Below are 14,196 nucleotides of genomic sequence, written 5' to 3'. Positions count from 1 at the left end.
CGAACATGATCACGATCGGCCAGCTCGCGGACTACGCCGGGGTGACCATCAAAGCCATCCGCCACTATCACGAGCGCGGTCTGCTCGCCGAGCCCGACCGCGACTCGTCCGGCTATCGGCGCTACACCGCCCAAGACGCCATCACCCTCGTCAAGATCAGGACACTGGCCAACGCGGGCGTGCCGCTTGCGCACATCAAGGATCTCCTCGACGCCGACCAGGACGCGCTCACGGCAGCCATCACCGAAATCGACCGCAACCTCCGAGACCGCATCGCGCAGCTGCGGCGAACCCGCGATCAACTCGCCCAGTTGCGCGGCGGCGACCGGCTTTTCGTCTCCCCTGAAGTCGCCGACTATCTCGACGAGCTACGCGAAATCGGCGTCAGCGAGCGCCAGTTGCGTCTGGAACGCGACGGCTGGATCCTCATGCAAACAGCCTCACCCGAGGACGCCGCCGCGTGGATCGCCGAAAAGCGTGAGCTCCTCACCGATCCCGAACACCGCGCCCTCTACCTGGAACACGACGCTGCCTTCGACTGGTCGCCGAACGATCCCCGCCTCCCCGCCCTCGCGGACCGTACTCGGACCTGGTACGCCGACCACCACAGCCCATCCGAGACCAGCCCCGCCCCCAACCCGACCATCGCTCGGTTGGCAGCACTATCCCGGGCCGGAGTCTCATCCCCGGCATGGGACCGTCTCGCCCAACTCGTCAAAGGCTAGCGCGAGATCCCCCACCGGTGCGGGTCCGTTGCGCCGACCGGGCGAACGGCGCTGGGGGCTTCGACCGCGTGGCTCCGCCGCAACAAAGCCATCGAGAAGTAGCCCATGGACAGGGCGACTACCGGCGCGGTGCGCACCGCAGATCGTCGCGGCTTCCATGGTCACCGCTCGCAGGCGCTGTTCTGGCGTTGTGGTCTCACGCCACCGGCACTGCTTCCAGTCTCACAGCGATGGCGTTTCTGCAGTCCGAACCTGGTCGTCGAACCGCGCACGGGCGAGCTCGACGCTCGGCAACGTGGTAGTCGTCCAATGCAGGAGTGCGTCGATGAGGTCTTGCAAAGACCTTCCGAGTGGCGCGATGCGGTACTCGACGGCGACAGGGCGCGTATCTGTGACGATGCGCTCGACCATTCCATTGCGCTCCAGGCGTCGAAGCGCGGCCGTCAGTGACTTCTGCGTCACCACTGGGATCGCCCGACGGAGCTCGTTGAAGCGCAACGGCTTTTCGCACAATGCGTCGAGGATTTGGAGCGACCACTTGTCGAGGACTTGGTCGAGCAGCTCGCGGTGTTGCTCGGTGAGCTGAGGGCTGTCCGACGGTAGTGGACCAGTTTCCGGCATGACACCTAGTCTCGTTGAAGTTCCCTTGGAATACCAGGTATTCATTGGATACCTACTCTGGCAACGAAAGGGCACCCCATGGCAGTGCAGCTGCTGACCCCGGAGGGCATGTTCGCTCCCGTTCCGTACCACCACGTTTCGATCAGCACAGGCGCTCGCCAGGTGCACGTGGCCGGCCAGATCGCACGCGACGCCGAGGGCAATCCTGTCGCGACAGGGGATCTCGCCGGCCAGGTCGCACACGCGCTGCGCAATACCGCACGCGGCCTGGCGGGCGCCGGGGCAACCTTCGCCGACGTCGTACGCCTCCGGTTCTTCGTCACACACTGGAGCCCGGACAAGTACGACGACTTCATCGCAGGTATCGAGCGCGTCGCAGACGAGCTCGGAATACCGCGGCCGTTGCCGCCCTTGTCGGCGATCGGCGTCGACTACCTGTTCGAGCCCGACGTTCTCGTCGAGGTCGAGGCGTTCGCCGTACTCGACTGAAATCGATGGCGGGCCGCCTCGGACTGTGCCGAGGCGGCCCGCCATCGATGGTGTCGGTAGAACGGCCTCGACTACGGCGTGCCGCGCACCGATGCGACCGCGAGCCCGACGAGCTTCCGCGAGTGGTGCGAGCAGACTCTCGCGTCGGCGGTCCGGGCATGAGCGCCAAGACCGTCCTCATCGTCGAGGCGTCGCGCAACGTTGTCTCGACGTCTCCGCCTAGTACGCGCGACACGGCTGGGACGTCATCGCAACCGCCCGACCAGCCCGATTACGCCGCCGACGACGAGCACGAGCGCCACGCTCACCGGGCGCTCGCCGTCGCGGCGGCGCGGGCGGTCAGCGCACCCATCATCATGACCGACCGCTTGCGGCTGGCCAGTCGGCCCAGCGCCACGGCCAGCCGGTTCATCCTGCCGACGGCGATGCTGGGTGGCGGGTTGCGCCGATCCAGCGTGCGCAGCGCGGTCTCGACGACCTGCTGCGGCGTCTGCAGCCGCTGACCGGCCGCCGCCTGCGGGCCGGCGGTGTCGAAGAACTCGGTCCTGGTGGCGCTCGGTGACAGAGCGAGCACCCGCAGCCCGGTATTGCGGTGTTCGTACCAGAGGGCCTCGGTGAAGCTGAGCACGAATGCCTTCGCGGCGCCGTAGACGGCCATCCGTGGGATGGGGGTATAGGCGGCCATGCTCGCGACATTGACCAGGACACCGCGATCGGACGTGCGCAGATCATCGATGAAGGTCCTGGTCAGTTCGACGACGGCCTGCACATCGAGGGCGATCTCGGTACGGATCTGTTCGAGGTTTTCGTGGATGAACGGCGCGTGGGTGCCGAAGCCGGCGTTGTTCACCAGCCCGGTCAGCCGCAGACCACGGTCGTGCAACTGGGTGGCCAGGCGTGCGGCGGCGCCCGGTTCAGTGAGGTCGCAGGCGAGCACCGTGACGGCGACGCCGTGCGCGGCCTCCAGCTCGGCGGCCAGTGCCTCGAGCCGGTCCTCGCGGCGTGCGACGAGGACGAGGTCGGAGCCGCGGCGGGCGAGTTGACGGGCGAACTCCGCGCCGATTCCGGAGCTGGCGCCGGTAACGAGCGTCAGCGCGCCGTGGTGGTCGAGTGGCATACGAACTCCTTAGCTGGCATCGAGTGCCAGCGTAGCATCTGATGCCAGCTAGGCGCACAGGTTCAGGCAGGCATCACATCAGATACGGTTGAGGTGTGACGAGGCATCAGGACCGGCCGGAGGCGACGACCACGGGCCGGATGTGGGAGCGGACCCGCCTTCGTGTTCGCGAGGAGATCGTGGATGTCGCTCTGACGCTGTTTCTGGACCAGGGATTCGAGAACACCACCGTCGACCAGGTCGTCGCCGCGGCCGGGATCTCCCGTCGGTCCTTCTTCCGCTATTTCGGCACGAAGGAGGACATCGTCTTCGGTGATCTGGCCGAGCAAGGCCCCGTCATCCTCGAAGCGCTGCGTGCGCGCCCTGACGACGAATCGGTCTGGGAGGCACTGCGGCACGCGTTCGCCGCGCTGAACATCCGGGCGACACCCCAGCGCGGTCTCGCGATCGCCCGGCTGGTCGCCGCCAGTCCGGGTCTACGGGCCGCCCACCTCGAGAAGCACTTGCGATGGCAGGAACAACTTGCACCCGAGGTCGAACGGCGACTCGGCGACAGCGATGACCCGCCCGGTCTACGCGGCCAAGCGATCGTGGCCACCGCGCTGGCGTGCCTCGACGCAGCCACCGCCATCTGGCTCGAGTGCGAAGGCCAGGGCGGGATCGAGGAACTCGAACGGCTCTGTGACCGGGCGCTCGCCGCTGTCCGCGACATCTAAGACAAGCCCTGCGGTTCGCGCCGACGCAGGGTGCCTAGGCCGTCGATCGCTGCCACGCACACCGAGAACACGAGAGACCCTACAAACCGCCGCCCGCCGCTCGGATACCACCCAACTTATGGGGATTGACCTGGAAGCGGATGTTCTCGATGCGGCCGTCATGAATGTCGTAGGTGAGTGCGCCGATGGGGTAGTCGCCGATCATGCCGACAATGCTCAATTCGCCATTGACGACCGCGGATTCGAGTCGGATGCCGACGGAGTCCGGTTTGGCCATGACGCCCAGTAGCCAGCGCGCCACATGGTCGGGGCCGTGCAGCGGGCGGCGGGCGGCGGTGACGATGCCGCCGCCGTCATTCCACAGCGTCACCTCCGGGGCGAGCAGTTCCATGAGGGCGTTGAGGTCGCCGCCGTGACAGGCGGCCATGAACTTCTCGGTGATCTCTTGGCGCGCCGCGTCATCCGCTTCGAAGCGGGGGCGGCGAGCCTGCACATGCGAGCGGGCGCGGTGCGAGATCTGGCGGACGGTGGCCTCGGCGCGATCGAGGAAGGCGCCGATGTCGGCGTAGGAGTAGCCGAATACCTCACGCAGCACGAATACGGCGCGCTCGGTGGGGCTGAGGGTTTCGAGGACGACCAGCATGGCCGTCGACACGGTATCGGCCATTTCGGTCTCCTCGGCGGCGTTCGGTGCCGTGATCAGCGGTTCGGGAAGCCATGGGCCGATATAGGTTTCGCGGGTGGCCCGGGCGGAGGTGAGGCGGTTCAGGGCGAGGTTGGTGACGGTGCGCACCAGGTAGGACTTGGGATGCTCCACCGAATCCTGGTCCATCACATGCCATTTCAGCCAGGCGTCCTGCAGGATGTCTTCGGCGTCGGCGACGCTGCCCAGCATGTGATAGGCGGTGCCGAAGAGCAGCCGGCGGTGTTCGACGAACGGGTCGATCGTCGCGTCGCGGGGCTCGGGCGTCAGGGTCGGCTCGTCGGTATTCGGATCCTGAATGGGAATCACACCTATCGATCGGAAGCTCGGGCGTCCAGTGGGCCGAGAAACCTGGTGGTTCCTCGGCCCCGGCCCCGGATCATCGTGCGGTCTTACGGGTGGCGCGGCCGCCCTTCGACAGCTGCACCGGGAGTTTCACGTAGCGGCTCATCTTTGCGGCCACCGGCGGGGTGCCGCTGACCTGCTCCTTGTAGATGACCGCGGCCTTGCCCCTGAGGTACCACCGGTTCGGGGTGTCATCGGCGTTGGTGAACTGGATGACCGCGTCCTTGCGGCCCAGGCTCACCGGCTGGTGGAAGTAGCCGAAGCGCAACGGCTTCACCGTCTTTCCACGCAACAGCCGAGCGATCACGGTGGCGGTGTAGTCGGCGGTGACCACGCCGCTCTGGCAGGTGCCGTGGATCTGCCCCCAGGCCTGCCGCACCAGGGCGGCATCTCCGATGGCATGGATCTCCGGGTGCGACACCGAGCGCAGGGTGGGGTCGGTGATGATGAGTCCCTTCGCGTCGGTGGCGATTCCGGCCTGGATGGCGAGCGGCGGCACTCGCACCCCGGTGGTCCACAGGATCAGGTCCGAGGGGACGAGTTCACCGGTGTCCAGACGCACGGCGTCGGACAGCACCTTGGTGACCTTCACCCCGACCATGCGCACCACACCCAGCCGGTCGAGGACACGGTTCAGGTAGGCGCGGGCCTTCTCGCCCATCATGGAACCGGGTTCGGCCGCGCTGACCAGGTTGACGGTCAGCCCGGGGTGTGCCTCGGCGATTTCGGCGGCCGCCTCGATTCCAGTGAGTCCGCCACCGCAGACGGTGACCGTGCCACCCACGGCGGCGATCTCGGTCAGCCGCTGCGAGAAGTGGTGCGCCAGACGGGGATCGTTGAGGGTCCAAGCGTGATCCGCCGCGCCGGGGACGGTGCTCGTGTCGGTGGCGCTGCCGAGGGCGTAGACCAGCGTGTCGTAGTAGAGGACCCCACCGTCGTCGAGGGTGACGATGCGGTCGGTGGTATCGATGGCGGTGGCGGCGGCCTGGTGGAATTCCACGTCGGTGCCCTTCAGCAGGTCCGAGATCTGGAAGTCGGTCAGTTCCTGGCCCGTGGCGACCTGGTGCATGCGCAGCCGCTCGGTGAAGCGGGGCGAGGGGTTCACGAGGGTGATGCGGGTGTTCAGCTTGCGGGTGTAGCGGGCCAGCCGAGCCGTGGCGATCAGGCCGGTGTAGCCGGCGCCGAGGACAACTATCTCGTGGGCAGTGGTGGTGCTCATCGCTCGCTCCCTGGGGGCTCGTTCGTTGGGGTCGGCTATGGGACAGGGCAGGTCCGGAGAACGTGACAGTCCATTTCTGTGACCTGAGACACGCAACATCTCGCGTCGGTCATGCGAGTCGGTGCGGGCGGCGGCGTAGCGGTTCGCGGCAGCGGCCAGCAGCGGTCGACTTCGAGCCGTGTCGGCTGGTGCTCAATGACCCACCGCATCGTCGTTCTCGGCGCCGGATACGCCGGAGCCAACGCCGCCGGTCGCCTCGCCAGGTGGCTGCACCCCGCCGATGTCGAAATCACCCTCGCCAACGCCGATCTCGAATTCGTCGAGCGGGTCCGCATGCACCAGCTGGCGGCAGGTCAGGAGCTGAAGAGCCGCGTGCTGACCGACGTCTTCGCGGACACGGGCGTGCGAGTGCAGCCGGCGCGGGTGACCGCGGTCGATGCCGACCGCAAGACGGTAGACATCGTCGCCGCCGATGGCTCACGTGAGATCGCCTACGACACTCTCGTTTACGCCCTCGGCAGCGCAGCCGCCGACTGCGGCGTGCCCGGTGTGGCCGAACACGCCTACGACATCGCCGGCAAGCAGTCCGCGCTACGGATGCGCGAGCGTCTGGCGAGCCTGGGAGCGGGTGTGGCCGTCCTGGTCGTCGGTGGTGGTCTCACCGGTATCGAAGCGGCCACCGAAATCGCTGAAGCCCGACCGGATCTCGAGGTCGCCCTCGCTGCTCGCGGCGGCCTCGGCGACTGGCTGAGCGAGAAGGCTCAACAGCATCTGCGCAAAGCGTTCGACCGGCTCGGCATCAGTGTGCACGAGAACACCGAGATCGCCCGCGTCCAGCGGACCGGCGCGGTCACCATCGACGGCCGCACGATCCCGGCCCAAATGACCGTATGGACAGCCGGTTTCGCCGTCCACCCGATCGCCGCGGCCACCACCCTGCAGGTGTCCGCGACCGGGCAGATCGTCGTCGACGACACGATGCGGTCGGTCTCGCACCCCGACGTCTACGCCGTCGGCGATGCCGCGCTCGCTCCCGGGGCGAACGGCGATCCGCTGCGCATGTCCTGCGCCTCGGGAGTCCCTACGGCCTACCAGGCCGCCGACCCGCCACATCACCACCGCCGAGCCGACCCGCGCCCTTACCGCGTGACGCCGCGCCCCCTGTGGGCCGTGTCGGACGGACAAGATACCGGACTAGACCACACAGTTGTCACATTTCTTGAGACCCTACAACCGTGTAGGGTCTCAGCGCTGACTTCATCTGCTAACGCTGTGACAAGTGTTTTCTTCATCTTGTCTCACTGCATCGTGATTTCTGTTGTCTCACGAAGCGCTTCATTTCCTATCCTCGCGTCGAAGGTTCGACTGTCGCCGCTGGGTGTGGCCGGTGAGATCGATGCACTCGAACTGGTGTCCGAAAGCGGCTGCGCCACAAGAGCAAGTCGGTGTCCCAGCCTTGGAAACTCAGCATCATCAGCGGACGGAGCGCTGGTCGGTGCAGCCGCTCAGAAGCGGACTTGCGGTAACGGTGTACCGCCGTGTCAGTCGCCGGTGGTATTCGATCGATCACCAGCCGGAAGTTGGTGCACACCGTCACGGCTGGCTCTGGTCGGTGCACGTAGAAGGGACGCTGCCGACGATGCCCCAATCGAAATCGGTAAATAGCGAGCGCGCCAACGCAAATCGCCATTGTCAGACATGGCACCTGCCCACGGCCGTATGGGCACCCGACACTCGCGACCCCGCTGTGCGCGGTTGCGGGGGCGCGCAAGGCTCGACTGGCGAGCTCACCAGTCTGGGACGCAGAGTTAGAGCAGGGTGTCCTGGCCAGTGAGTGCTACGTAGCTCCGGAAGAGGATCTCCTGACGGCTCGATTCAGTGGTCATGTTGCCGTTGCCAAATAGTTCGTCGACGGCACTGTCGAGAACGCTGTGTGCCTTGAGAAGATCATCAGGCATAACTAGCGGGTCGTACAGCTTCGCAAGCGAAGTACCTGGGTGACTTTCACGTGCTGTGATAATCCCGGCTGCGGCGTCTGTAATCATCAGACGTTGTCGATCAGTCGCATGAGGTAAGGGGAAAGTGTTATAAGTGAATGTCTTTGAGAATCTCAGATCCGACTTGATTCGGCCGCCAATAGCCTTCTGCCATACCATGAACATCGACGAAGACAGAATAGCCAAAGCGAACCCGTCGGGATCTGGGATCAGGAAGTTGGCATCGCCACAGATGACATCCGAGTCGTACCGTGCGACGGTAAAGAACCGACGGAGCTCGCTGACATGGCGTGGTATTGCGAGATAAGAAGTTCTCGGCTGAGCAATCTGGCCGAATAAGTGTGGTGGATGATTGCGGGTACTGGTCGTGGGGCTATCGCTGCTGGCGCGCGCCATACGTACAGCTTCAATACGATCATGCAGCAATAGACTTCGACCGAGGTCTTCGGGGTCCAGTTCGGTAAGCCAGAGGCACCATCTCATTCGGTCGTGAAGGAGTTCCTTAGCCCCGATGAACCGACGAAGGTATTTGCGTGCAATCGGATCGGCAGCAACCGTGTCGTACTCATCCACGCTAACAAGCAGGTTGCCGCGGCCATCATTCGGCATGCTGCCGAAACTTGCTTCTGGCAGTGAGGGTGAGAGTGGCTTACTCCGCTTGACGACGAGGATGTTGGGAAAGTCGATCAAGTACGGATTGATATTTCGAACCGTCCCAACGGTTGCCGTGCCTTTGCCTCCGTCGGGATAGGTCCATAAGGTCGGCTTCGGTGTGATCTTGCCTCGGTCGAAACCCACGATGGAGACGTGAACCACCGCTTTGCCGCGGGCTTCGGACTGCCAGCTGAATGATCGGTGGGCAAATCGGCAGCGCCAGCCGGCGTCGAGAATCGGCTTCCACAGATCGGCTGTCGGCTCACCCTGGCAGGTGCTGTTAGTTGAGACGAATGCCCAACGGCCATTGCGATCCTCGTAGTACTCAATAGCTTTCAGGAACCAGCAGGTCACGTAGTCGAGGTTGATGTTGTAACGCGTTCCCCAGACCAGCTTCTGATCTGCTGTCTGCACAGGACTTCGGTCACCGCGACCGCTAAAGGGGGGGTTGCCCAGAATTACCACGTTGTCATCTGGTGGTACGACCAAAGCCCAATCGATGTGCAGCGCGTTCTTGTGGACGATAGTCGGCGCGATCGCGATCGGAAGCCGATCGGGGGCAACGCCGAACTCGACGGACATCTGTTGGTTGGCGAGGTGATCGACGAGAAGCATGGCGGTTTCGGCGATCCGGGCTGGCCATTCGTCGATCTCGATTCCGTAGAAGTGGTCGAGAGTGACTTTGATGTCTCCGGAAATATCGAGGCTCAGCTGGGCTCTCTCGATATGCTTGGACGCTACATCTGGCATGTCGAGGTCACGGCGTCGTCTGAGGATCTCGAGCTCTAGAGCGCGGAGTTCGCGATAGGCGACGATGAGGAAGTTGCCACAGCCACAAGCTGGATCGAGGAAGCGCAGTCGGCCCAGCTCGTTGTGCAGCTTCGTCAGCTGTGCCTTGTCGTCCCAGGCTCGTTCTAGCCGATCGCGATATTCGTCAAGGAACAACGGGCGGATCGTTTTGAGGATGTTCTCCTCGCTGGTGTAGTGCTCACCGCCGTGCCGACGGGCCTCCTTGCTCTTGACCGTCTGGAACATCGACCCAAACACGGCGGGGGAGATGATCGACCAGTCGAACTTGCATGCATCGACAAGCGCGTCACGGAACGCAGAGGTCAGTGCGGGCAGCCGAAGGGTGTCGTGGAAGAGGCCACCGTTGATGTAGCGGAACGGTGTATAGGGGCTGTCGGCAGGAAGATCGCGCCTCTTCTCGTCGGTATCGAGGACCGCGAATAGGTGCTGCAGGTCTTTGTGAAGGCTCTGTGCGGTGGTGTGCTCACGGAGGTACCGCTCGAATAGCCCTTCTGGCTTCCACATCTCGGCGTCGTCGCCGAAGAGCAGGAATAGCAGCCGTGCGAGGAGCAGGGTGGCGTCTTGTTCGTCGACGCCGGTAGTTTCGAGTTCGGTGTAGAGAGTGCCCATGAGACGGGCAGCGGCGACGGAGGCGGTTTCGGCTTCATGGTCGAACGCGTCGCGCATCTTGTCGAGCAGAGCGACGAGGGTGATGTCATCGTCGAAGTCAAGTCGAATCGCCTCTAACCGTTGGGCCAGGTGCGTGGTGCGGTCGCCGACGATGTGTTCGTGTACAAGGAGTTTGGCGTTGGCACTGCCGAGTTGGGCGCGGCGCGGCCAGCGCCATTCCTGCTTATGCTGGTTGTTGAAGATGACAAGACGTTCGTGGTTGTCCTTGCCGACGAGGACGTCGATCAGCCGTTGTGTCTTCCGTGGTGGGAGGACGGGGCAGTGCCAGATCCTCATTCCCTTGTATCCGGCGACCTGGGTGAGGGTGAAGGTGTCGTCGTCGACGACGAGGACGAGATTGGGTTGGTCGGGGTTGTCCCAGCCGAGTTCGTCGATGAACAGGGTGCGGAAGTCGCGGGTGTCGACAAGGTCGAGAAGGCGGTTTTCGGTCACGAGCGAACTCCCATGCTGGAAACGATGCGAATCGGGTCTTTACCAGTACGGGCGGTGATGACGAGATGTCCGTCGCGGTGCAAGGCGGTGACGAAGGTGGCGAGGTCGTCGTCGCTGGCCCCGTTGCGGAGGGCACGCCGCAGCCGGTGCTCGGCGTCCCTGGCCAGGGGGTGCTGGTACAGGTCATCGAGCGCGGCCTGAGTGTCGGCCTCATGGTCGTGCATGGTTTCCCCGAGCCGCCGCCACAGGGTGCGGCGCACCCCGCGCAGACGGCCAGCTGCCACATGCGGAGTGGCGAGGGGACCGCGTACGAGGGCTTCGAGCAGGCTGTCGTGGGCGTCGCTGTGTTCAAGGCCGCGCTCTTCGGGAGTGGCTTCGAAGGCTTTAAGCACTTCGTGTCCGGTGAGCAACCGTGTCTGACCGTCCATGATTGCCCGCCCGAAGCCGTCGACGCCGGAATCTGTTCGCACATAGCAGATTACGCCGTCATCGCTGTCGGTGAGTCGGCGGGCGCGGGTGGCGGAGATCATGTCTGGTAGCGCCGCGATCTTGGCGGCGAGGTCCGGGTCTTCTTTTTGTGCCTGGCTCCAGCGTTGGTAGGCAAGGCTGGATGCGTCGACATCGTCGGCGGTGTCCTGGTCGTCGAGGGTCCCGTTGTAGAGGTCGGAGATGGCTTTAACTTCGGTGTCGCTACCGAAGAACTGTTCGTCGGAGCCGAATGTCTCGGCGTTGGCGTGAAGGCGGGCGCTGATGCGTTGGCGCAGGGCGATGACGTTGTCGACCGATTTGTGGAAGAACGAGTACAACAGCACCTGATCGGAGGTCTGTCCGACACGGTCGACGCGGCCGGCGCGCTGGATCAGCCGGATGATGGCCCATGGCAGGTCGTAGTTGACCACGACGTGCGCGTCCTGCAGGTTCTGGCCTTCGCTAAGCACGTCGGTGGCGATGAGGATCCGCAGCTCACCGTCGACACCGGTGACAGGTTCGTGCCCGGGCAGGGTGTTCGAGCGGGGGGAGAACTGATATGCGAGGTGCGTAGGGTCCTCGCTGTCTCCGGTCGCCACACCGACCTTGTCGATGCCGGCCGACCGCAATGTGGCACCGATGTAGTCAGCGGTGTCCTTGTACTCGGTGAAGATCAGGACCTTCTCGTCGGGATGCTCCTTGCGGAGCAGGGTGACCAGGGCGTCGAGCTTGGAGTCCCGGCTGGGTTCCCAGTCGCCGAAGGAGGCGAGCAGCGACCACAGCGCGTTGGTGTCCGTGTGTAGGTCTTTGCGCAAGTCCGGTGTGAAGATCTCGGGCCGAATCCACTTCACACTGGCAGGAATCGCAGCTGCCAGGGCCTCATAGCGCCGCGAGGGTTCCTCGCTGACCCTGTCGGGGGTGGAGAAGTCGTCGGTATTGGGGTCCTCGTCTTCGCCGAACGTGTTTTCGGCGATCGTTCCGGTCGGGATCGCAAGACCGTGATCGATCGCATAGCAGAACAGTTCGTTGCGGGCAATGTGCCGTTTGAGGGACAGCGTGAACGAGTGCCCGCACGAGGACAGACGCTTGTAGAAGGTGGTACGCACGAATCCGGCGACGTGACCGCGACCGCGGGTGAGGTTGTCGACGAACTCTTGTTCTTCCTCGGTGAGAACCGCGGTCTTGGAGATGTAGTTGCCAAGCTCGTAGCGGGGCAGGATCAGAGCGGTCAGCGTGTCCAGGGTGGTGTCGCTTGCCATGAGTGCGGCCGGATCGTCCGGGCCGAAGGAATGGTCGACCGGTTTCGGGATCCTCTGCGGAAACTGGAAGCGGGCACCGTTGGCGAACTCGAGGTACGGCCGGCCGTCCTCGCCGATGAGCGAGTAGTTGCTCTTGATGAAGGTGCGGGTGCGCCGCACCAGGTGCTCACTCATCAGCCGCTTCCAGTCGTCGGGGTCTTCCGAGCGGCGAAACGCGGCCATCGTAGTGGTCTTGCCGTCGACCTTATCGACCAGACGGGGATCGGCGGCCATGGCGTTGACCGGCGAGATCCCGAGATCGTCGTCGTCGTCGATGTAGAGGGCGAGCTGGTTGGCCACGTCCTGGAATCGGATGTTGTACGGTGTTGCGGTGAGCAGCAGAGCCTTGCTGTCGTTGGCGTGGATGTAGTCCTGGATCGCTTTGTAGTCGCGCCGGGTGTCGTTGCGCAGAGTGTGGGACTCATCCACGATGACAAACGCGTACCGGCGCAGATCCGGCAGGATCGCGTGCGCCATGCTGTATGGGACGACGCGTCCGTGCAGGTCGTATGCCTCGAAATGGTCTTCCCACATCGAGACCAGGTTCTTCGGGCACACCACCAATGGCATGTATCCGTGCTCGTCGCGCAGCATTAGTGCGACCGCGATAGCAGTGAGTGTCTTACCGAGGCCGACAACGTCGCCAAGCATTGTGCCGCGCTTGGTCATGATCCGCCGGGCCAGGGTCTGCACTGCCGTGGCCTGGTAATCAAGCAGCTGCTTGCGTATCTCGGACGGCACAGAATACTCGGCTAATCCCTCACGAACGTCGCGGGAGAGGTCGTAACAGACTTTCAAGAACACCTCGTATGGTCGGCGAGGTTCGCGGCGCGCCCACGATTTGTCGAGCAGATCCAGGACATCGGCGGTGACCGAGCGGCTGAACCGGTCGCTCCAACGGTCCTCGAACCATTGGGCCAGCGTTGCGGCGCCGACGGTATCCACGACATCGACGTTGAGCTCGTAGTTGTGGGAGAGTCCCGGCGCGGTGAGGTTGGAGGAGCCGACGAACCCGGTGATCGGGTTGTTCAGATCCTCACGGTGACAGATGTAGGTCTTGCCGTGCAGCGGGCGTCGGGTGAATACCTTGATCTCCACCGCACCTTGATCAAGCAGGTTCCGCAGCGACTGCAGCGCGGCGCGGTCCGCGTTGCTCGGTAGTCCCCGCATCAGCTGGGTCCGCAGCTGATCGAGCAGCTGCATTTTGCGCTCACGGGCAGCGTTCGCGTCGGCGTCGTTCTGAGGCGTCCCATCCACGGTGGCCTGCAGGTCGTCCAACGCTTCCTGTTGGGGGCCGTTCATGACCATGCCGATCAGGATCCGCACCACTGGACCGGCCATGCCAGCAGCAACTTTGTCTTTGACCAACGCATCAAACGCTGCCCAGCCACGGAGATTGAAATATCCGACCGCTACATCCATGCGATCAGATACATGGAGCGTCTGCTGAAGGTGTGTGCCCAGGTCAGATTTGATGTTGTCGAAGATCCGCGTCACTAGGGCCAGCACTCCTCATCAGGGCGAAAGAGTTCAGGGAAAGTTGTATGGGGGCATTCCGAAAGCATGTCGACCCGCCTGCTTCTCCTGCAGCTTGCGGCCTCTGGTGTGGGTGGATCAGGAGGACACTTGCTCCTCGCACGCGAGACGGAAAACCCGCGCGAGGGTGAGCTTTCGATCATACGCTCTTGTCCCGCCGCGCATTTCAGAGCAGCTCCACCCCAGAGTGCTCCGCGGAGGTGTCGGTAGATGGTGGGCGAGCGTTACAGGCGCCGCCTGCAGGAAACGTCCGGTCACGCAGCACGTCGCGCGAACGATCGTTTCCCGACGGGCGGAACACGCCGCTTAGCAAAGTGTTTCGCTGCAACGAGGTGAGCGCGTTGGCCCGCTCAGCGGGTGAGTGGCGGGCCTTCTGCTGTTCAAATTCGGCGGCCGG

At 64.1% G+C, this 14,196-nt stretch carries 10 protein-coding genes; 4 read left to right on the top strand and 6 right to left on the bottom strand.

The features are described from left to right. Nucleotides 1-5 precede the first annotated feature (5 nt). On the top strand, nt 6-725 hold the full coding sequence (locus tag AB0H50_RS08065) for a MerR family transcriptional regulator (protein WP_357448458.1): 720 nt from the start codon (nt 6-8) through the stop codon (nt 723-725). A gap of 222 nt (nt 726-947) precedes the next feature. Here AB0H50_RS08065 and AB0H50_RS08060 read toward each other — a convergent pair whose 3' ends face one another. Beyond that, nucleotides 948-1,346 carry a helix-turn-helix domain-containing protein gene (locus tag AB0H50_RS08060; protein ID WP_357448456.1) on the bottom strand — a complete coding sequence of 133 codons (399 nt, stop codon included), beginning with the start codon at nt 1,344-1,346 and terminating at the stop codon, nt 948-950. Between the two features lie 78 nt (nt 1,347-1,424). Here AB0H50_RS08060 and AB0H50_RS08055 point away from each other — a divergent pair, with 78 nt between their 5' ends. Continuing rightward, nucleotides 1,425-1,835, top strand: coding sequence for a RidA family protein (locus AB0H50_RS08055; RefSeq protein ID WP_357448454.1), 411 nt, complete (start codon nt 1,425-1,427; stop codon nt 1,833-1,835). A gap of 304 nt (nt 1,836-2,139) precedes the next feature. Here the strand turns inward: AB0H50_RS08055 and AB0H50_RS08050 are convergent, their stop codons facing one another. Then, nucleotides 2,140-2,952, bottom strand: a complete 813-nt coding sequence (locus AB0H50_RS08050) for an SDR family oxidoreductase (protein ID WP_357448452.1) — start codon at nt 2,950-2,952, stop codon at nt 2,140-2,142. Between the two features lie 95 nt (nt 2,953-3,047). Here AB0H50_RS08050 and AB0H50_RS08045 point away from each other — a divergent pair, with 95 nt between their 5' ends. After that, nucleotides 3,048-3,668, top strand: a complete 621-nt coding sequence (locus AB0H50_RS08045) for a TetR/AcrR family transcriptional regulator (RefSeq protein ID WP_357448450.1) — start codon at nt 3,048-3,050, stop codon at nt 3,666-3,668. A 79-nt stretch (nt 3,669-3,747) separates the two neighbouring features. On the opposite strand, the gene AB0H50_RS08040 is transcribed toward AB0H50_RS08045, so the two are convergent. Next, on the bottom strand, nt 3,748-4,680 hold the full coding sequence (locus tag AB0H50_RS08040) for an RNA polymerase sigma-70 factor (protein WP_357448448.1): 933 nt from the start codon (nt 4,678-4,680) through the stop codon (nt 3,748-3,750). 70 nt (nt 4,681-4,750) lie between these two features. Next, entirely contained in the window at nt 4,751-5,935 is a 1,185-nt protein-coding gene (locus AB0H50_RS08035) for an FAD-dependent oxidoreductase (protein WP_357448446.1), read from the bottom strand. A 111-nt stretch (nt 5,936-6,046) separates the two neighbouring features. Between AB0H50_RS08035 and AB0H50_RS08030 the strand changes: the two genes are divergently transcribed. Next, nucleotides 6,047-7,600, top strand: a complete 1,554-nt coding sequence (locus AB0H50_RS08030; RefSeq protein ID WP_357448444.1) for an FAD-dependent oxidoreductase — start codon at nt 6,047-6,049, stop codon at nt 7,598-7,600. 143 nt (nt 7,601-7,743) lie between these two features. On the opposite strand, the gene AB0H50_RS08025 is transcribed toward AB0H50_RS08030, so the two are convergent. Then, the gene (locus AB0H50_RS08025; protein WP_357448443.1) at nt 7,744-10,497 is read right to left on the bottom strand and encodes a DNA methyltransferase; all 2,754 of its coding nucleotides are present in this window, start codon (nt 10,495-10,497) and stop codon (nt 7,744-7,746) included. Further along, a complete protein-coding gene (locus tag AB0H50_RS08020) occupies nt 10,494-13,760 on the bottom strand; it encodes a helicase-related protein (protein WP_357448441.1) in 3,267 nt (1,088 codons plus the stop codon). The genes AB0H50_RS08025 and AB0H50_RS08020 overlap by 4 nt, the downstream gene beginning before the upstream one ends. Nucleotides 13,761-14,196 lie beyond the last annotated feature (436 nt).

Source organism: Nocardia sp. NPDC050793 (assembly GCF_040654065.1).
Taxonomy (GTDB): Bacteria; Actinomycetota; Actinomycetes; order Mycobacteriales; family Mycobacteriaceae; genus Nocardia.
The sequence above is the reverse complement of the archived record's forward strand: the minus strand, read 5'-3'. Positions and strand labels throughout refer to the sequence as shown.

Excerpts from the sequence above, each read along its gene's own strand:
- AB0H50_RS08050 (WP_357448452.1), bottom strand. The coding sequence starts at position 2,952 with ATGCCACTCGACCACCACGGCGCGCTGACGCTCGTTACCGGCGCCAGC.
- AB0H50_RS08065 (WP_357448458.1), top strand. The coding sequence starts at position 6 with ATGATCACGATCGGCCAGCTCGCGGACTACGCCGGGGTGACCATCAAA.
- AB0H50_RS08030 (WP_357448444.1), top strand. The coding sequence starts at position 6,047 with ATGCGAGTCGGTGCGGGCGGCGGCGTAGCGGTTCGCGGCAGCGGCCAG.
- AB0H50_RS08055 (WP_357448454.1), top strand. The coding sequence starts at position 1,425 with ATGGCAGTGCAGCTGCTGACCCCGGAGGGCATGTTCGCTCCCGTTCCG.
- AB0H50_RS08035 (WP_357448446.1), bottom strand. The coding sequence starts at position 5,935 with ATGAGCACCACCACTGCCCACGAGATAGTTGTCCTCGGCGCCGGCTAC.
- AB0H50_RS08060 (WP_357448456.1), bottom strand. The coding sequence starts at position 1,346 with ATGCCGGAAACTGGTCCACTACCGTCGGACAGCCCTCAGCTCACCGAG.